General features: G+C 67.7%; 17 protein-coding genes and 4 pseudogenes. 13 read left to right on the forward strand and 8 right to left on the reverse strand.

Going from position 1 to position 17,030, the window contains the following annotated elements; translation table 11 throughout:
* The first annotated feature begins 7 nt into the window (after positions 1-7).
* Positions 8-1,135, forward strand: coding sequence for a PDR/VanB family oxidoreductase (locus BN4332_RS06210; protein ID WP_066897678.1), 1,128 nt, complete (start codon positions 8-10; stop codon positions 1,133-1,135).
* A 4-nt stretch (positions 1,136-1,139) separates the two neighbouring features.
* Here the strand turns inward: BN4332_RS06210 and BN4332_RS06215 are convergent, their stop codons facing one another.
* Positions 1,140-1,637, reverse strand: coding sequence for an NUDIX hydrolase (locus tag BN4332_RS06215; protein WP_066897679.1), 498 nt, complete (start codon positions 1,635-1,637; stop codon positions 1,140-1,142).
* A gap of 275 nt (positions 1,638-1,912) precedes the next feature.
* Between BN4332_RS06215 and BN4332_RS06220 the strand changes: the two genes are divergently transcribed.
* The gene (locus tag BN4332_RS06220; RefSeq protein WP_066897662.1) at positions 1,913-2,212 is read left to right on the forward strand and encodes a hypothetical protein; all 300 of its coding nucleotides are present in this window, start codon (positions 1,913-1,915) and stop codon (positions 2,210-2,212) included.
* Between the two features lie 102 nt (positions 2,213-2,314).
* Positions 2,315-3,085, forward strand: coding sequence for an SGNH/GDSL hydrolase family protein (locus BN4332_RS06225; protein WP_066897663.1), 771 nt, complete (start codon positions 2,315-2,317; stop codon positions 3,083-3,085).
* Here the strand turns inward: BN4332_RS06225 and BN4332_RS06230 are convergent.
* From BN4332_RS06230 to BN4332_RS06240, 3 genes are read right to left on the reverse strand one after another with little or no spacing between them, the layout of a single operon-like run.
* Positions 3,082-3,474 (reverse strand): DUF732 domain-containing protein, encoded by a 393-nt coding sequence (locus BN4332_RS06230; protein WP_066897664.1) that lies wholly within the window; start codon positions 3,472-3,474, stop codon positions 3,082-3,084. The two genes, BN4332_RS06225 and BN4332_RS06230, sit on opposite strands and share 4 nt — an antisense overlap.
* Positions 3,475-3,529: 55 nt before the next feature.
* Positions 3,530-4,093: a hypothetical protein gene (locus BN4332_RS06235; protein ID WP_066897665.1), complete on the reverse strand. Its 564-nt coding sequence runs from the start codon at positions 4,091-4,093 to the stop codon at positions 3,530-3,532.
* A gap of 60 nt (positions 4,094-4,153) precedes the next feature.
* The gene (locus BN4332_RS06240; RefSeq protein WP_066897666.1) at positions 4,154-4,954 is read right to left on the reverse strand and encodes a ketosteroid isomerase family protein; all 801 of its coding nucleotides are present in this window, start codon (positions 4,952-4,954) and stop codon (positions 4,154-4,156) included.
* Between the two features lie 89 nt (positions 4,955-5,043).
* Here BN4332_RS06240 and BN4332_RS06245 point away from each other — a divergent pair, with 89 nt between their 5' ends.
* The 3 genes from BN4332_RS06245 to BN4332_RS06255 all read left to right on the forward strand — a co-directional run bounded on the left by BN4332_RS06245 (position 5,044) and on the right by BN4332_RS06255 (position 7,756).
* Entirely contained in the window at positions 5,044-5,430 is a 387-nt protein-coding gene (locus tag BN4332_RS06245) for an Rv0313 family protein (protein WP_066897667.1), read from the forward strand.
* A gap of 114 nt (positions 5,431-5,544) precedes the next feature.
* Positions 5,545-5,976, forward strand: coding sequence for a hypothetical protein (locus BN4332_RS06250; protein WP_066897668.1), 432 nt, complete (start codon positions 5,545-5,547; stop codon positions 5,974-5,976).
* 106 nt (positions 5,977-6,082) lie between these two features.
* Positions 6,083-7,756: an acyl-CoA synthetase gene (locus tag BN4332_RS06255; RefSeq protein ID WP_066897669.1), complete on the forward strand. Its 1,674-nt coding sequence runs from the start codon at positions 6,083-6,085 to the stop codon at positions 7,754-7,756.
* A gap of 18 nt (positions 7,757-7,774) precedes the next feature.
* Here the strand turns inward: BN4332_RS06255 and BN4332_RS06260 are convergent, their stop codons facing one another.
* Together BN4332_RS06260 and BN4332_RS06265 are read right to left on the reverse strand one after the other, a co-directional pair.
* On the reverse strand, positions 7,775-8,233 hold the full coding sequence (locus BN4332_RS06260) for an SRPBCC family protein (protein WP_066897670.1): 459 nt from the start codon (positions 8,231-8,233) through the stop codon (positions 7,775-7,777).
* 19 nt (positions 8,234-8,252) lie between these two features.
* Positions 8,253-9,437: a cytochrome P450 gene (locus tag BN4332_RS06265; protein ID WP_066897671.1), complete on the reverse strand. Its 1,185-nt coding sequence runs from the start codon at positions 9,435-9,437 to the stop codon at positions 8,253-8,255.
* Between the two features lie 120 nt (positions 9,438-9,557).
* Here BN4332_RS06265 and BN4332_RS06270 point away from each other — a divergent pair, with 120 nt between their 5' ends.
* Both BN4332_RS06270 and BN4332_RS06275 read left to right on the forward strand, forming a co-directional pair.
* On the forward strand, positions 9,558-10,151 hold the full coding sequence (locus tag BN4332_RS06270; protein WP_074132992.1) for a TetR/AcrR family transcriptional regulator: 594 nt from the start codon (positions 9,558-9,560) through the stop codon (positions 10,149-10,151).
* Positions 10,148-11,665 carry an AMP-binding protein gene (locus BN4332_RS06275; RefSeq protein WP_066897672.1) on the forward strand — a complete coding sequence of 506 codons (1,518 nt, stop codon included), beginning with the start codon at positions 10,148-10,150 and terminating at the stop codon, positions 11,663-11,665. The genes BN4332_RS06270 and BN4332_RS06275 overlap by 4 nt, the downstream gene beginning before the upstream one ends.
* On the opposite strand, the gene BN4332_RS06280 is transcribed toward BN4332_RS06275, so the two are convergent.
* Positions 11,576-12,607 carry an alpha/beta hydrolase gene (locus BN4332_RS06280; RefSeq protein WP_084459195.1) on the reverse strand — a complete coding sequence of 344 codons (1,032 nt, stop codon included), beginning with the start codon at positions 12,605-12,607 and terminating at the stop codon, positions 11,576-11,578. The two genes, BN4332_RS06275 and BN4332_RS06280, sit on opposite strands and share 90 nt — an antisense overlap.
* Positions 12,608-12,821: 214 nt before the next feature.
* Here BN4332_RS06280 and BN4332_RS06285 point away from each other — a divergent pair, with 214 nt between their 5' ends.
* From BN4332_RS06285 to BN4332_RS06300, 5 genes and pseudogenes are all read left to right on the forward strand, one after another.
* The gene (locus BN4332_RS06285; RefSeq protein ID WP_066897673.1) at positions 12,822-13,382 is read left to right on the forward strand and encodes a hypothetical protein; all 561 of its coding nucleotides are present in this window, start codon (positions 12,822-12,824) and stop codon (positions 13,380-13,382) included.
* Positions 13,383-13,388: 6 nt separating this feature from the next.
* A complete protein-coding gene (locus tag BN4332_RS06290; protein WP_066897674.1) occupies positions 13,389-14,720 on the forward strand; it encodes a Dyp-type peroxidase in 1,332 nt (443 codons plus the stop codon).
* A pseudogene (locus BN4332_RS06295) lies at positions 14,717-15,697 on the forward strand (hypothetical protein); the annotation flags it as partial. The gene BN4332_RS06290 and the pseudogene BN4332_RS06295, both read left to right, overlap by 4 nt.
* A 9-nt stretch (positions 15,698-15,706) precedes the next feature.
* A pseudogene (locus BN4332_RS34145) lies at positions 15,707-16,396 on the forward strand (SDR family oxidoreductase); the annotation flags it as partial.
* 35 nt (positions 16,397-16,431) lie between these two features.
* Positions 16,432-16,695 (forward strand): annotated as a pseudogene (locus BN4332_RS06300) (spinster family MFS transporter); the annotation flags it as partial.
* A gap of 12 nt (positions 16,696-16,707) precedes the next feature.
* On the opposite strand, the pseudogene BN4332_RS35055 reads toward BN4332_RS06300, so the two are convergent.
* Positions 16,708-16,911 (reverse strand): annotated as a pseudogene (locus BN4332_RS35055) (SDR family NAD(P)-dependent oxidoreductase); the annotation flags it as partial.
* Between the last annotated feature and the right edge of the window lie 119 nt (positions 16,912-17,030).

The following is a 17,030-nucleotide window of genomic DNA, read 5'->3' on the forward strand; positions in this document are numbered from 1 at the left end:
CGCCGGGATGCCGAATCTGCTCTCGCGCTATCGCAGGCTGCCGCCGAGCATGTCGGGCCGGTTCCGGCACGATCCGATGCTGGGCGCCGCAGGCGCCGCCATCGCCACCATTTGGACGGTGGGCCGGATGGTGCGGCGGTCCAGCCCGCCGCCCGAGTTGGACCGCACGATCGAGCTGACCGTGACGGGCCGCGAGGTGGTGGCCCACGACCAGGACGTCATCGCGCTGACGCTGGCCGCCGCCGATGGCGGCCGGCTGCCGCGGTGGTATCCGGGGGCACACATCGATCTGCACCTGGCCAGCGGACGGGTGCGGCAGTACTCGCTGTGCGGTGATCCCGAGGTGGCCGACAGCTATCGAATCGCGGTGCGGCGCATACCCAATGGCGGTGGCGGCTCGGTCGAGGTGCACGACACCCTGCAGATCGGCAGCCGGGTGAGCACGCTCGGTCCGCGCAATGCGTTCGCCCTCACGGTGCCCGGGTACGGGTCGCCGACCCAACGGTTCCGGTTCATCGCCGGCGGTATCGGGATCACCCCGATCCTGCCGATGCTCGGCTTGGCCGCGCGCTTGGGCGTCGACTGGTCGATGGTGTACGCCGGCCGCAGTCGTGACAGCCTGCCGTTCCTGGACGAGCTGGCCCGGTTCGGCGACCGGATCGAGGTCCGCACCGACGATGTGGACGGCCTGCCCAGCGCCGAGGAACTGCTGGGTGACTGCCCTGACGGCACCACGGTGTACGCGTGCGGGCCGGCCCCGATGCTGACCGGGATCCGGACCGCGCTCACCGGCCGGGACAACGTGGAACTGCATTTCGAGAGGTTCGCGGCGCCACCGGTTGTCGATGGTGCCGAGTTCTCGGCGACCGTCGCCTCCACCGGAGAGACGGTGACCGTCGGCGCCGACGAGACGCTGCTCGCCGCGTTGGGCCGGGCCGGGGTGAATGCGCCGTACTCCTGCCAGCAAGGATTCTGCGGCACGTGCCGAATCCGGGTCCTGCCGAACGCCGATGGGTCGAACGGCACGGTGCAGCACCGGGATACGTTGTTGACCGACCCGGAACGAGATGCGGGTTATCTGTTGACCTGCGTGTCGCGGGCCGAGGCCGGGCACACGCTGACGCTGGATCTCTGAGCGGCTAGCCGTCCGACGCGGCGCCTTCTCCGTACCCCGCCAGTTCCGGCGCGGCCATCAACTGGTCGAGCAGCGGGCGTTGCCCGGCCAGCAGCTTCTCCCGGGCCGCCGCCACCGAAACCCATGCGACACGGTCGATTTCGGGGAACTCGACGAAACGGCCCGACCCCTTGGGCAGTTCCACGGTGAAGGTGTTGCTGACCGCTGCCGAGGCGTCGAAGTCACCGTGGACCGCGAACGCGGTGACCACCTTCCCACCGGCCTGCCGGACCGGGGTGAGGTCGATGCGCCGGCCGGTGGGCGGCGGCGAGCCGAGTTCCTCGGTGAACTCGCGCTGCGCCGCAAGCCAGGGGTTCTCCCCCTCGATGTACTCGCCCTTGGGCACCGACCATGCGCCGGCGTCCTTTCGGGCCCAGAACGGGCCGCCCGGATGGGCGATCAGCACCTCCACATCGGTACCCGCGAAGCGGTACAACAAGATCCCGGCGCTCAACTTGGCCACGTGCTGCACGCTACGCGACGACACCGTCAGAGCCGGCGCCGTGTCGCCCGCCACTTCACGAGTTGTGGGTAATCCCAGTCACTTCCGGCGCGCATCTCGAGTTCCCCGGTGTGACGCAGCCCTCGTCCAGATTTTCAAACAGCAGGAATTTAACTTCTGAACTCCCGGTTAACCAATGTGTAACACCTAAACGGATCTAGCGCAGACGCTCGGCGGACAGCCCGCCGCCGGTTGGTGGCATGCGACACAACAGAACAAGAAAGAAGGCACCAAAGATGATGAGGCTCGGAATTGCCACAGCATTCGTCGGCGCAGCCGCCGCGGCGGTCATCGGATTGGCGGGGCCGGCCCAGGCCGCACCGACCGGCCCGGGCAACGCCCAGCAGACGATCAGCGAGCTGCAGGCCAAGGGCTACAAGGTGATCGTCAACCACGTCGGTTCCACACCGCTGGACAAGGCTTCGGTGGTGGCGGTTCGACCGGGGCAGACCTACAGCCGGACAGATTCCGGTAACCCGGGCGACAGCTTGCAGACCAACGTCGTCAACAAGACGGTTTACGTGGACGTGAAGTAAGCCCGAACAACGTCAAACATCAAGAAGGGGCACCCTTTTGGGGGTGCCCCTTCGTGGTGTCTGCGGACGGTGGCCGGACCCCCGCGCGCTAGAGTCGCCAGCGTGCGACGTTTCACCCGGTATGTCGCCCTGGGCGACAGCCAGACCGAAGGACTGTGGGATGGCGACGACACCGTCGGCCTGATGGGTTTCGCCGACCGGCTCGCGGTCCACCTCGACGGGCTCTACCCGGGCCTGGGGTATGCCAACCTCGCCATTCGCGGCCACCGGATCGGCGATGTGCTGCACACCCAACTGCCCACCGCGCTGGCGATGCACCCCGACCTCGTCACCGTGTGCATCGGCATGAACGACGTGACCCGGCCCGGGCGGTCGTTCCACCGCGCGTTGAACGACCTCGACACCGTGTATCGCCGCCTCGCGGAGTCCGGTGCCACCGTCGTCACCACCACGTTCCCCGACATCACGCAGATCCTGCCGGTCGGCGGGCTGCTCGGGAAACGGGTGATCCAGATCAACGACGCGATCATCGGGGCCGCTGATCGGTACGGCTTCCGCCTCGTGGATCTCTATTCGGCACCGTCGATGTGCGAACCGGAGACCTGGAGTCCCGACCGGGTCCACGGCTCGGCCAGAGGGCACGGGTTGTTCGCCGCCGCGGCGGCCGAGGCGCTCGGACTGCCTGGCAGCAACCATGATTGGGCGCTGGCCACCGGCGTCGGGCAGGCTCAGTCGTTTCGGTCCCGGGCCTATTCGCAGGTGCTGTGGACGCAGAACATGCTCATGCCGTGGTTGTGGCGGCACCTGCGCGGTCAGTCCGGCGGTGTGGGCCGGTCGCCCCGGCGGCCCGCGCTGATGTCACTGAGCGCCTAGTTGAAACCGAGGATCGACCAGGCCAGGTCTGCGGGGCCGCCGGTCAGGTTGCCTTCGCCGACCTTGGCCACCATCGCGGGGCAGAACGTGGAGATCGCGATACCGGTGAACATCGTGGCCGGACCGAGCGACATGCCACCGGTGTCGGCCACCTTCGCGGCCACATCGGCGGCGTTCTGGCCCGGCTCGGCCAGCATCGGGCACACCGACTGCCCCATCGCCACGGCCTGGGCCGGGTCGGCGGCAGCCACCCCCGCCTGGCTCAGCGCATCGACGAAGGCCTGATCGGCCGGATCGGCGTGTGCCGGTGCGGCGATCACGAGGGCCGCGGTACCCGTCGCGGTCACGGCCGCGAGCCCGCGGAGAGACCGGATCACTGTGCGCTGCATGGCAGGAATCGTACGGGCCGCGCCGACCGGTTACCGCACCCAGGGGCTCGGCGGATCAGATTCCGCCCCAGGCCGAGTCGAGTTCCTTGGCCACGTCGATCACCTTGGCCTGCTCCGATTCTGGGCTGTCGATCTCACCGGCCACGTGCGCGGCGATGAAGCGTTTGATCTCGGCGTCGACGCCGGCCAGGATCCGCAACACCTCGGCGCGCAACGACTTCGAGGTGACGTGGATCGAGATGTCGGACGGCCGCGGCTTCTTGACGTCGAGGATCAGCAGCAGCGGCTCGGCGGCCAGGGCCGAGGCCCGCAACGAGATTTCGCCGAACACCATGAACTTGGGCCGGTCGATGCGCAGATCGATCATCATGTCGATCTCCAGCGGTATCCGGATCGAGAACGTGATGGTGTCACCGACGATGCGGCTCACCCGCGGCTTCTGGATCTTGACCCGCGCGGTCACCTTGGCGATCTTTCCCGGCCCCTGCGCGATGGGACCCATTTCGAACTCGTCGCCGGCGATCGCCCCGATGGCGTCGCCGACGCGGTCCTCGGACACCGCCACCTCGAAGAACCGGCGGCCGAACTCCTCGTAGGTGATGTAAGCGTGGTCAGCCATGATCCTCCTACGGTCTCACGGCAACGCACGACGACGCTGCAGCCGGGCCGGTATCGCGGTTCACATCGCGTCCGTGTAGTACCGAAACCGGGTGACCCGGAGCGGACGACGTGCGAGGTCGGCGATCACAACCGCCCGCCGGCCCGCGTCCTCCAGCCCGGCCGCCACACTGCTGCCGGAGACGATCGGCTTGCGCCAGGTCGCCCCCGCGGTTCGTTCCAGCAATCCGGACGCGTTCATCGGGGCGTCGTCGCCGGCGCAGATGACCGTGCCGGTCCCGAGCCGCCGTTGCACCGCGACCGCATCACCGGCGCACAGGTCGTCGAGCAGTCCCGCGACCAGTCGCCGGCCCGGGCGGCCCACACCATCCAGACCCTTGGCGAACCCGAGAGCACCCGAGGGCCCCTGGTTGCGAAGCAACGCCCCGGTCAGGCGCAGTCCCACCGGCACGGCGCCGAGTCCGGCGCGGGCGAACTGCCCGATCATCGACGGCAGCTCCCAGTACGCCTGCAACTGACCGATCCGCGGCCCGGCCGGGGCGGATTCGACGGCATAGCGCAGGTAGGCCGGAATCCGCATGGTGACCGAGGGGCTCATGACGACCTCCAGCTCGAGGTCGCGGATCACCGTCGAGCCGGCCACGATGTCGGCGTCACGGTGGAAGGTGATGTCCCGCGGCGCGATGAAGGTGTCGTAGAACCGCTCGATCTGGACCGCTCCCCGGTGCGGCCGCGAGCCCACCGGGTCTTCGACCTGTCCGCCCGCGGCGAACAGGCCCACCCACCCTTGCCGGTCATGTGCACCCGCTGCCTGCGGTGACAACTCGACAGTGGCTAACAGCTCGTCCCGTGTGAAGGCCATATGGATCGTTTACCACCCCGCCTTTCGCCGCGTGCGCGCACACTGGTGTTAGTACGCGTGGGCATGCCCACAACACCGAGGAGAGCGCAATGAGTGGCAGTGGACCGTTCGGGTTCGACCCCGAGGATTTCGACCGTGTCGCCCGCGAGGCCGGCGAGGGATTGCGGGATGCGCTCGACGGGCTGGGCAAATTCTTGTCCCAGCCCGGTCAGGGCGTCGGCTGGGCCGGACTGATCGATGAGGTCACCCGGTTCTCCCGCCCGAGGACCGCGCCGGAGACCACCGGCGAGAAGGGTGACGGGGTGTGGGCGATCTACACCGTCGACGAGTCCGGCGGCGCCCACATCGAGCAGGTGTATCCCAATGAGCTCGAAGCTCTGCGGGCCAATGCGAACAACACGGATCCGGGTCGCCGGGTGCGGTTTTTGCCCTACGGCATCGCGGTCAGCGTCCTCGATACCGATACCGGCGAGTAACAACCGCCCCGAAATGCCGACTGCCGTCCCCGCGGACCGGCTAGGCTTCTGGCCCAGAGTCAACAACCTGGCCGGCCCGATTCGACCGGCGGCCGGCAATGCTGAGGGTGGAACATGATTCGCGAATTCTTCGCCACGACGGCGGTCGCCGCGGCGGCACTGGCGCTTTCGGCGGTGCCGAGTGCCCTGGCCGACGACAACACCAACATGTATCCGGACAACCCCGGCCGCTACCCGACCGACGTCCCGGGGATGAGCTACGAGGCCTCCAACGGCGCACCGTGCTACAGCTGGGAACGCAACGTGTTCGGTCGTGGCCCGGGCGGCACGGCGATGGCCTGCCGGTGGATTCCGAACCAGTGGCCCCCGGTGTACACGGGTTTTTGGACGTACGCGTACCCGCTGCACGGTGTGCAGGAGATCGGCTCGCCGTGCCCGGGCCCGCAGTCGGCGGCCCAGTCCCCCGACGGCCGGCCCTTGCTGTGCCTCGGCCCGCGGGGCTGGCAGCCCGGCGTGTTCACCGGTGACGGTTTCTTCCCGGTCTGATACCGGCCCAAGGCCGTTCTGAGGCGCGGGTCACACACCCAAGGCCATACAGCGAAGTGGTGCGTGTATGGTCGTGGGGCCCTGATCCGTGCACACCAGGAGTGCCATGAGCGCTGACGTGAAGTTCGATCTGTCCACAGTGTTCTCGACGGTGGCAAAGGCCGTCGGCGACCAGACCTTCCTGGTGTGGCGGGACCGCCGATTCACCTACCGCGAGTTCGACGCCCGCGTCGACGGCTTCGCCCACTACCTGGTCTCGGCGGGCCTCGGCGTCCATACCGAGCGCGACACGCTGGCCGGGCACGAGTCCGGGCAGGATCACCTCGGCATCTACCTGCGCAACGGCAACGAGTACCTCGAGTCGATGATCGGCAGCTACCGCGCTCGCGTGGCTCCGTTCAATGTCAGCTACCGCTACGTGGAAGAGGAACTGCTCTACCTGCTGAAGGATTCGAACGCCCGCGCGGTGATCTACAACGCCGAGTTCGCGCCCCGGGTGGCCGCGATCCGCGATCAACTGCCGAACTTGCAGGTGCTCATCCAGGTCGCCGACGAATCGGGCAACGCGCTGCTGCCGGGGGCCGTCGATTACGAGACGATCCTGAAAACCCCTGCGCCACAGGCCGGGATGCCGACCCCGTCGGGCGACGATCTATACATCCTCTACACCGGCGGAACCACCGGCATGCCCAAGGGCGTGCTGTGGCGCCAGCATGACATCTTCCTGTCCTCGATGGGTGGCCGGCCGTTCGGTACCGACACCTTCATCGCCTCCTACGACGAGCTCGCCGAGCGGGCCCGCACCGCGGGCGGCGGGCTGTCGCTGCTGATGATCCCGCCGTTCATGCACGGCGCCGCGCAGTGGGCCGCCTACAACGCCATCACCATGGGCGGAAAGCTCGTCATCCCGGACGATGTGGTGCGGATGCGCCCGGACAACGTGCTGGCCCTGGCCGCACGCGAGCGCGTGCTGAGCATCCCGGTGGTCGGCGATGCGATCGCCCGGCCGTTGATCGACGAGATCGAGAAGGGCGACTACGACCTGTCCGGCCTGTTCACGATCAGCAACGGGGGCGCGCCGCTGTCGCCGACCGTGCGCGAGCGCATCCTGACCGCGCTGCCGCACCTCATGCTGATCGACGCGGTCGGCGCGTCGGAGTCCGGAGCCCAGATGAGCACCGCGACGACCGCGGGCGCCGAGTCCCAGGCCGCCACCTTCAACGCTCAGTCCGACACCGCGGTGGTGGCCGAGGATCTGTCCCGGGTGCTCGGCCCCGGCGAGGGCGGTGGCTGGCTGGCCCGCCGCGATCTGATTCCACTGGGCTACCTGGGCGACGAGGCCAAGACCGCGCGCACCTTCCCCACCATCGACGGCGTGCGCTGGTCGGTTCCGGGTGACCGGGCAAACGTTTTGGAAGACGGGCGGATTCAGCTGCTGGGCCGCGACTCGGTAACCATCAACTCGGGCGGCGAGAAGATCTTCGTCGAGGAGGTCGAGCGGGCCATCGCCGCGCACCCCGCCGTGTACGACGTGGTCGTGGTCGGTCGCCCGTCGGAGCGCTGGGGCAGCGAGGTGGTGGCGGTCGTCCAGTTGGCCGAGGGCGCTTCGGCCACCGACGAGGAACTCGTCCAGGTGTGCGAGACCTCGATCGCACGGTACAAGGTCCCGAAGGCCTTCATCCGGTCACCGCAGATCGTGCGTTCCCCCGCGGGCAAGGCCGACTACCGGTGGGCCAAGTCCGTGGCCACCGAACACGCCGAGGCCGTCAGCGGCTCGTAGCCGAGGTTCACGAACCGATCAGGCGGTGAACAGTTTCCCGATCGCGGCCAGCATGGTGGCGTGGGCGGCAACAGCCTGCCCCACGGTGACCGCCAGCAACGGCCTGGGCGCGGCGATGCTGAGGTCCTCGGTGATGCGGGTGCCGGTGTCGATCGCCGCGAACTCGACCCGGCTGTCCAGCCGCACCTGCGGAAACTGCCGCGCTTGCGCGGTCACCGCGCCGGCCGAGGGAACCGTGAGCCGGGCCCGGTAGGTGATCGGAAGCGTGAACGGCCCCAACGGGATCCGATCGCGCACCCGATAGTCCTGGCGGTAGCCGTCCGATAGGTCCACCCGGGATGTGCTGCGCACCCACTGCACCAGCGGGTGCACCTGCGAGATGTTGTCCAGGTCGACATAGAACGCCCGCACCTGTTCCGGCGGGGCGGGCACGTCACCGCTGAGGTTGCGCCGGGCCCGCCCGATCCAGATGTTCACGGTGCCCAGTTCACCACAGTCAGTTCACCACGATGCGCAATTGCTCCCAGCCACGGACCGTCGAGGTCGGGGCGAGTTTCGCGCTGTCGTAGTCGATCTCCCATTCCGGGAAACGGTTCAGCAACTCGTCGAGGGCGACCCGGCCCTCGAGTCGCGCCAGGTTGGCACCCAGGCAGTAGTGCAACCCCTTGCCGAAGGTCAGGTGGCTGATGTTGTCGCGGTGGAGGTCGAAGATGTCAGGGTCGCGGTAGCGCCGCGGGTCGCGGTTGGCGGCACCGAACAACAACAGCATCGCGCTGCCCGCGGGCACCGTGGTGCCGTCGTATTCGAAATCCTTTGCCACCCACCGCGCCACATGCGGACCGGTGGGCTCGAAGCGCAGCGTCTCATCCACGGCGCGGGTCAGCAGTGACCGATCCCGCTGCACTTGACGACGCTGGTCGGGATGTTCGGCCAGCACTTTCGCGAGCCAGCCGATGAGCCGCCCGGTGGTTTCGTTGCCCGCGCCTGCCACCACCTGGGTGTAGTGCAGCACCTCTTTGCGATCGAGTTTGCGGGTGACCCCGAACTCATCGGTGAACTCGACGTTGAGCAGTGCGGTCATCAGGTCGTCGGAGGGGTTCTTGGCCCGCCATTCGACGTAGTCGGCATAGATCCGGCCGTCGGCGATGCGGTCGGCGTGCACCACCTTCATCGGTGCACCGGGCTTGGTCCGCAGGTTCGCGTCGTTGGCATCCCGGACGCCGATCTGCTCGGATTCCGGTATGCCCAGCAACATTCCGATCACTCGCATCGGCATCATCGAGGCCAGCTCCGCGATGATGTCGAAGCCGCCGGACCCGACCAGTGGGTCCAGACAGCGCACGCAGAACTGCCGGATCTGGTCCTCGATCTCGGCCATTCGTCGCGGCGTGAACACCCGGGACATCAGCCCGCGCAACAAGGTGTGCATGGGTGGGTCCTCGAACATCATCACGCCCGGCGGCATGGCGAAGTCGGACTTGACGAGCTCGAGGATGTCACTTCGGCTGTTGGAGAAGGTTTCCCAGTCCGACAGCGCCTTTTCCACATCCGCGTGCCGCGACAACGCCCAGAAGTCGTACCGGTCGTTGTGATAGAGCGGGGCCTCTTCCCGCAGCCGCGCGTAGACCGGGTAGGGATCGGCGACGATGCCGATGTCGTAAGGGTCGTAATAGACGGTCATCGCCCACCTTCGTCGCCGGGGCAACTGAGGTTGCCGCCACGCCGCCCACTTTGGGCGATCGCCCAATAACTACACTCGGGCCATGTCTAGCAGCCGTCGACGCGCGTGGTCAAGGGTGCGATGAGTCCGCAGAAAGCCCCCACCGGACGCGATTCGACGACCCGTCGAGCCCTGATCCGGGCCACCGCCCAGGTGATGCTCGACGAGGGCTACGCCGCGGCCACATCGCGCCGGGTCGCCGCGCAGGCCGGGGTCAAACCCGCGCTCGTGCACTACTACTTCCCTTCCATGGACGACCTCTTCGTGGCGGTGCTGCAGGCCGGGGCCGAGGCCAACCTGAGCACCCAGCAGGAGGCCTTCGCCGAGGACACCCCGCTGCATGCCCTGTGGGACCTCAACAACGCGCAGGGCGCCGCACTGTGGATGGAGTTCATGGCGCTGGCCAACCACCGCAAGGCCATCCGCAGCGAGATCGCCGGATACGCGGACCGTTTCCGTGATCTCGAGGAGGCGACGATGACCGCGGCGCTGCGGGCCCACGGCGTCGACACCGACGAGTTTCCGCCCGTGGTGATGTCGATGATCGTGGCGAGCCTGGCCCGCATCCTCGTGCTCGAGCAGGGCCTGGGCATCAGCCGTGGCCATGCCGAGGCGCAGGATTTCATCCGGCGCTATCTCGACCGCTTCGAACTGCCGCCGAGGGAACAGGCATGAGCCTTCTGCACGAGCTGGTGTCCGCGGCGGCCGCCGACGCGCCTGAGCGCGCGGCGGTGGTGACCGACGACGGGACCACCACGACGTTCGCCGAATTCGAACGCCAGATCCGTGGCGTGGCCGGGTGGGTGGCCGCCCGCACCGCTCCCGGTGACCGGGTGGCGGTGGTCGCCGACAACAGCGCCGCCTACGCCCAGCTGTATTACGCCGTGCCCCGCAGCGGACGGGTGCTGACGCTGATCAATCAGCGCCTCGGACCGGCCGAACAGGCTGCGCAGCTGACCACCGCCTCACCCACCCTGTTGCTCGGCAACGACAGCTACCTGTCGGCGCTCGCCGGCACCGGGGCGCCCGTCGAACACACGATCGCGTTCGAATCCGAGCAGTGGCACGCCGCACCGGTCTCCGGCCTGCCCTGCCCCGATCTCGTGACACCCGATGATCCGGCCTGGCTGCTGTTCACCAGCGGATCCACCGGAGTCCCGAAAGCCGTTGTGCACAGCCATCGTTCGATCCTGGCCGCGGTGTCGGGTTCGGTGGAGGGTCGCTCGGTGCGGCCCGGCGAGGTGTACCTGCTGCCGTTCCCGATGTGCCACATCGCCGGGTACAACATGCTGGTCCAGCACGCGGTCGCCAACACCGTGGTGCTCTGTGCCCAATTTCGCCCGGAGGGATTCGCCGAGCTGGTGCGTGACCACGGGGTGACCTCGTGTTCGTTGGCGCCGACGATGCTGCACTCGCTGCTGGGCTATCTGGAACGCACCGGCACGGACCTACCCACACTCAGCGCCGTGGCCTACGGTTCCGCGGCGATGCCGCTGGATCTGCTGCGCCGGGCGATCGAGCTGCTCGGAGTCGACTTCCACCAGGGCTACGGGATGACCGAGACCGGCGGGAACGTCACGTTTCTCGGCCCTGACGACCATCGAGCCGGAGCGGCCGGCCAACCGGAACTGCTCGCGAGTGCCGGCCACCCGCATCGCGACGTCGAGATCGGCATCGCAGGCCCGTCCGGCGAGCTGTTGCCGCCGGGCCTGGTGGGCGAGATCCTGGTGCGCGGCGCCCAGGTCACCCCCGGGTACTGGCCGGACGGTTCCAGCACCGAGGACGGGTGGTTGCGCACCGGCGACATGGGCCGCCGCGACGCCGACGGACGACTGTTCGTGGTCGACCGGCTCAAGGACATCATCGTCACCGGCGGTGAGAACGTGTCCTCCCGCGAGGTCGAGGATGCCCTGTCCACCCATCCGGCCGTCGATCAGGTCGCGGTGGTAGCGGTACCCGATGACTACTGGGGCGAGGCGGTCTGCGCGGTGATCGTGCCGGCTCCGGGGCACGAGCCCACCGCCGACGAGTTGATCGGCCACGTGCGCGGTGCGATCGCGGGATTCAAGCGGCCACGGGTGGTGTTGTTCGCCGAGGCGCTACCGCTGACCGGTAACGGGAAGATCGCCAAGGACCGGGTCCGCGACTTCGCGCGCGCCGCTGTTCTGCGGGGTGCCGAGAACACGTAGCAGGTCGGGCTTCATCCGGCTCAGTTCCTGCTCCCAATAGCCCCAGCTGTGGATGCCGTCCGGAAAGTTGAACACCGCGTTGGTGCCACCGGCTGCCCGGTAGGCATCGGCGAAGGCCCGGTTCGAGTCGATCGCGAATCCTTCCAGGAAGCCCAGCCCGCCGATCGGTGCGTCCGGACTTGCCAGCGCCGGATCCGCGGCGGTCCCGTTTCCGCAGTAGACCCAGATCCGGGTGTCGTTGGCGACCAGGCGCCCGACGTTGACGGTCGGATCGTTGCGAGCCCAGGCCGGGTCCCCCGGGGGCCCCCACATCGCGTCCGGGTTGAAGCCGCCGTTCCAGCTCATGGCGACCCGGACCAGACCCGGCCACTGTGCGACCGAAAGATTCAGGAAGCCAGACAAGGCGCCCGCGTAGGTGAATTGCCGAGGGTGGTACGCAGCCAGTACCAAGGCGGACGAGCCGCCCATCGACAACCCCACCACCGCGTTACCGCCCTGGGCGACTTGCCGATTGGCGGCCAGCCAGGCCGGTAGTTCCCGGGTCAGGAAGGTCTCCCAGTTGTAGGTCCACGTGCCACCGTTGCCGACCGCGGGCCCGTACCAGTCGCTGTAGAAACTCGACTTCCCGCCCACCGGCATCACCACGGAGATGCCGGTTCCGTCGAACAGGTCGAAGGCCGCGGTGTTGATGTCCCAGCCGTTGCGGTCGTCGCCGGCCTCCATGCTGTCGAGCAGATACAGTGCGCGCGAACCTGGTCCACCGCTGAGGAATTCGACGCGGACGTCGCGCGCCATCGCGCCCGAGGGCACGGTGAGGATCTCGATCGGCACATCGGAGTAGCCGAGCGCCGCTGGCGGCCCGAGCCCGCCGGCTAGCACGGATGTCAACGCGAACGCGGCCGCCACGGCCAGAACTCGCCGAACGCGCGCAACGATCCTCATCATTGCCTCATTCCCGGCGCACTGCCGCGGAGCCGGCCGTGGCCAACCCCTCGTACGGCCCCGACCATGAGGACGATACGCCCGTAATTCGCGTTTTCCCGGATTTCTGCCAAATGCCCCGGCACATTTGCCGAACCGTCAATGCAATCCGGGCTCCTGGTCATTCGTGGAGTGTTACCGTTCCGCATCATCCGGAATCACCTGGGGGTCCAAAATGGCTGCCGACAATCACGACTGGACCAAACCGGCCGCCATGGCCATTCCGCCGGAGGGCTATTTCGAGCTGGTGCCGGGCCGCTATGGACCCACCTATCCGAGAACCCCGGCCTGCCATGGATTCTCGATCATCGCCAAGGTGAAAGAAGGCCGGGAAGAAGCCGTACGCGCCTACGGCAAGCAAATCGAGGAGGCGATCGCCGCCAGCCCCGAGGTATTGGCGCCGCTTCGGCTGCATTATTTGCGTTGGGTACTTTTCGACGTCGGCTCGGGATTGCATTTCCAATACCAGGGCATCTTCGACACCGACTTCGACAAGTACACCGAGGACGCGGTGCAATTGTTCAGCAGCACCGGGATCACCACCGTATTCACCAACCTGGAGGGGTTCCCCGAGGATTGGAAGGAGAACCCGCAGGCGTTCATCGAGTTCGTCCGGGCGCATCAGGTGCCGAGCTTCCTGGAATACGGTGAGTATCCGTACGTCACCGCTGATGAGATCAAGAAGGCCCTGCGGCTCAAGGCCGCGTTCTCCGACATGCTCGATCAGATGCAGTGATCGGCCGTGCTCGAGTTCGACGATATCCAGCACATCCTGTTGACCCGCACGCCGGCGATCACCGGGCGCTACGAGTTTCTGACGTTCGACACCCCGCAGGGCGGCCGGGCCTGGCTGACCGCACTGCTGGACAAGGTGTCCTCTGCCACCGACGCGGTGGCCACCATGAACGAATCCGACCGCTGGGTGACATTGGCCTTCACCTGGACCGGACTGCGGGCGCTCGGCGTAGACGACGAATCGTTGGCCAGCTTCCCGGATGCGTTCCGGGAAGGCATGGCCTCACGGGCGCCGATCCTCGGTGACACCGGTGGCGCCGCACCCGAACACTGGGTGGGCGGGCTTGCCGGTGAGGATCTCCATGCCATCGCGATCCTGTTCTCCCGCACCGACGAGCAGTGCCGCCGGTCCATCGAGGAGCACGACAAGCTGCTCGACCGTACCGACGGGGTGCGCAGCCTGTCCCATCTGGACCTGAACGCGACACCGCCGTTCAACTACGCCCACGACCACTTCGGCTTCCGTGACCGGTTGTCCCAACCGGTGATCAAGGGATCCGGGGAGGAGCCCACCCCGGGCTCGGGTGACCCGCTGGAGCCCGGGGAGTTCATCCTCGGGTACCCGGACGAGGACGGACCCGTCGCCAATCTGCCCCGCCCGCAGGCGCTTTCCCGCAACGGCAGCTATATGGCCTACCGCCGCCTCCAGGAGCATGTCGCCCTGTTCCGGGACTACCTCCGCGAGCGGTCGGATTCACCGGCGGCCGGGGAACTCCTGGCCGCCAAGTTCATGGGGCGCTGGCGCAGCGGTGCTCCCCTGGTACTGGCACCCGACCGCGATGACCCCGAGTTGGGCGCAGATCCGATGCGCAACAACGATTTCAACTACAAAGAGATGGACCCCTTCGGTTACGCCTGCCCGCTCGGTTCGCATGCGCGCCGGCTCAATCCGCGCGACACCGCGCACTACATGAACCGGCGCCGGATGATCCGTCGCGGCGCCACCTACGGTCCGGCCCTGCCCGACGGCGCATCCGACGACGGGGTGGACCGCGGCATCGCCGCCTTCATCATCTGCGCGGACCTGGTACGCCAGTTCGAGTTCGCCCAGAACGTCTGGATCAACGACAAAACGTTTCACGAACTCGGCAACGAGCACGACCCGATCTGCGGAACCCAGGACGGCACCCTGGACTTCACCGTGCCCAAGAGACCGATACGCAAGGTGCACAAGGGCATTCCGGCTTTCACCACACTGCGCGGCGGTGCCTACTTCTTCCTGCCGGGGATCACCGCACTGCGCTACCTCGCGGCAGCAGACAGGCAGCCCTTCCCATGACCGGTGCCCGCACCTACAACCAGACCCACGTTCCGCGCCGCCACGACGGACGACGGCGGGTCAGCATCTACTGGACCTGGAGCTACCCGTGGGAGGCCCAGCGGGATCCCGCGGCGATGGAGAACCGGTTCTCCACCATGACCGAGGTCCGCAATGCGTTGTGGCCCGCCTATGAGACGTCCGAATACGACGCCACGGCATTCCTGCAGGGCATCGCCGGCACGCTGGAGCTGTTCCACCGTTCGACGCTGGCCTTCCAGGAACTGGCCGGCGAGGTCACCGGGCATCCGGTGGCCGTGTTCCAGCGAATCGATCAGGCCGGCTACCGGTTACCGATCGACGAGCGGATTCTCGACGACTGCGACACGCTGATGGTGTTCGGCCTCGACCACATCCTGTCCGAACAGCAGGCCGGCCAAGAAGAGATCGAGGCGATCCGCCGATGGCTCCAACGGGAAGGCACCTGCCTGCTGTTGGCCCCGCATCACGATGTCGGCGACACCGACGATTACGCCCGCCGACAGGTCGAGTACCTGCACCACGGCGACCCGCTGGTGCCCCGTCAACAGCGCTTCGGCCAGTACACCCGCTCGCTCATGACGGCGCTCGCGGTTCCGGTGCACAACATCTGGGGTCTGCGTCCCGCCGTCGTCGAAGGCACCACCGAGATCGCCCCACTGACCGCGGCGCGGGATCTGGACGTCTGCGGACTGCTCGCCGGCGTCACCACGTTCAACTTCCACCCGCACCTGCCGCACTACGAACTGACCGCAACCGAAGGCGATACGCTGCGCGTGTTGGGGCGTCAGCGGGTCGATCCCGACCGCCCCCATCCGTTCACCGCGGCGGGCAACACCGAGTTCAATGCGCTGATCTGGATGCCTCCGGCCGCGGGCCGGGCCGGTGACATCGTCCTGGTCGATTCCACCAACTTCACGACACTGTTCGGCGGCACCGACAGTCTCCGGCATTTCTGGAANGACGGCGTGCTGGCCGCATGCGACGGCCGGCTCGACGGGGCGGTACTGGCCGCCGGTCTGGGCCCCGGCCCCGGTGCCGACCGCAACCGGTTGATCGCCGAGGTGAACTTTCTCGGGGTGGTCGAGCTCCTGGATGCCTGGCGCCCCGCCCTGGCCACTGCGGACCGTGCCAAAGTTGTTGTGATTTCCAGTAATTCGACGACCACCGTGCCGATCGTCCCGCGCCGCACCATCCGGGCGCTGTTGGCGCGGGACACCGACAAGGCAGTGCGGTCGCTGCGCCTGCTCGGCCGCAACGGCTCCGCGCTCATGTACGCGGCATCCAAGATCGCCGTCAGCCGCTGGCTGCGGGTCAATGCGGTCTCCGCGGCGTGGGCCGGGTCCGGCATCCGCCTGAACGCACTGGCCCCCGGGGCGATCCTGACCCCGCTGCTGCAGGCACAGCTCGACGATCCCCGCGAAGGCACCGCGGTGCGATCCTTCCCGATCCCGCTCGGCGGCTACGGCGACGCCGGCCATTTGGCCGACTGGATCTGCTTCATGCTGTCGGACTCAGCCGATTTCCTCTGCGGCAGTGTCGTTTTCGTCGACGGTGGATCCGACGCCTTCTTCCGGCCCAAGGATTGGCCGAGAACACCACCGTCGCACGGTCTTCCCCGATACCTGTGGCGGTTCGCCCGCGGCGTACGACACTGATCCCAGACCGGACCGCTTCGCGCCAGGAGATGCCGATGCCGCCACCGCTGACCACTGTGTCGTCGGAACCCACCGACGTTCACGGGCCCGGGCGCGCATGGGCCGCGGTGGCGTTGCTGACGCTGGTCGGCATGCTCAACTACGTCGACAGATTCCTGCCGTCGGTGTTGGCCGAACCCATCAAACACGAACTCGCCCTTTCGGACACCGCGATCGGGGTGATCAACGGGTTCGGGTTTCTGATCGTGTACGCGGTGCTCGGCATCGTGGTGGCCCGCGTCAGCGATCGCGGGGCATACNGTCGACGCGCCGTCCACCAGGTCGACCGCGAGCGTGCGCACCTGCACGCCCAGCGACCGGCAGCGGTGCGCGGTCTCCTCCAGCGGGCCGGGCTTGCGCGCCAGCAACACGAGATTGAAACCGTCCTCGGCAAGCATGCGGGCGAACTCCGCGCCCACCCCCTCGGAACCACCGGCGATCACGGCCCAGGGCCCGTATTTTGCAAGGTCGGTCACCCCTCGGATGCTATCTTTGGCCGCCGAACCGGCCCACGGTCAGGCCGCAAGGAGGCGATCATCGGCACATACGCGGTAACCGGCTCCGCATCCGGCATGGGTTCGCAGGCTGCCCAGCG

This window comes from Mycolicibacterium houstonense, from assembly GCF_900078665.2.
GTDB lineage: Bacteria > Actinomycetota > Actinomycetes > Mycobacteriales > Mycobacteriaceae > Mycobacterium > Mycobacterium houstonense.

Excerpts from the sequence above, each read along its gene's own strand:
- BN4332_RS06210 (WP_066897678.1), top strand. The coding sequence starts at position 8 with ATGCCGAATCTGCTCTCGCGCTATCGCAGGCTGCCGCCGAGCATGTCG.
- BN4332_RS06220 (WP_066897662.1), top strand. The coding sequence starts at position 1,913 with ATGATGAGGCTCGGAATTGCCACAGCATTCGTCGGCGCAGCCGCCGCG.
- BN4332_RS06230 (WP_066897664.1), bottom strand. The coding sequence starts at position 3,474 with ATGCAGCGCACAGTGATCCGGTCTCTCCGCGGGCTCGCGGCCGTGACC.
- BN4332_RS06235 (WP_066897665.1), bottom strand. The coding sequence starts at position 4,093 with ATGGCTGACCACGCTTACATCACCTACGAGGAGTTCGGCCGCCGGTTC.
- BN4332_RS06240 (WP_066897666.1), bottom strand. The coding sequence starts at position 4,954 with ATGGCCTTCACACGGGACGAGCTGTTAGCCACTGTCGAGTTGTCACCG.
- BN4332_RS06245 (WP_066897667.1), top strand. The coding sequence starts at position 5,044 with ATGAGTGGCAGTGGACCGTTCGGGTTCGACCCCGAGGATTTCGACCGT.
- BN4332_RS06250 (WP_066897668.1), top strand. The coding sequence starts at position 5,545 with ATGATTCGCGAATTCTTCGCCACGACGGCGGTCGCCGCGGCGGCACTG.
- BN4332_RS06255 (WP_066897669.1), top strand. The coding sequence starts at position 6,083 with ATGAGCGCTGACGTGAAGTTCGATCTGTCCACAGTGTTCTCGACGGTG.
- BN4332_RS06265 (WP_066897671.1), bottom strand. The coding sequence starts at position 9,437 with ATGACCGTCTATTACGACCCTTACGACATCGGCATCGTCGCCGATCCC.
- BN4332_RS06270 (WP_074132992.1), top strand. The coding sequence starts at position 9,558 with ATGAGTCCGCAGAAAGCCCCCACCGGACGCGATTCGACGACCCGTCGA.
- BN4332_RS06275 (WP_066897672.1), top strand. The coding sequence starts at position 10,148 with ATGAGCCTTCTGCACGAGCTGGTGTCCGCGGCGGCCGCCGACGCGCCT.
- BN4332_RS06280 (WP_084459195.1), bottom strand. The coding sequence starts at position 12,607 with ATGAGGATCGTTGCGCGCGTTCGGCGAGTTCTGGCCGTGGCGGCCGCG.
- BN4332_RS06285 (WP_066897673.1), top strand. The coding sequence starts at position 12,822 with ATGGCTGCCGACAATCACGACTGGACCAAACCGGCCGCCATGGCCATT.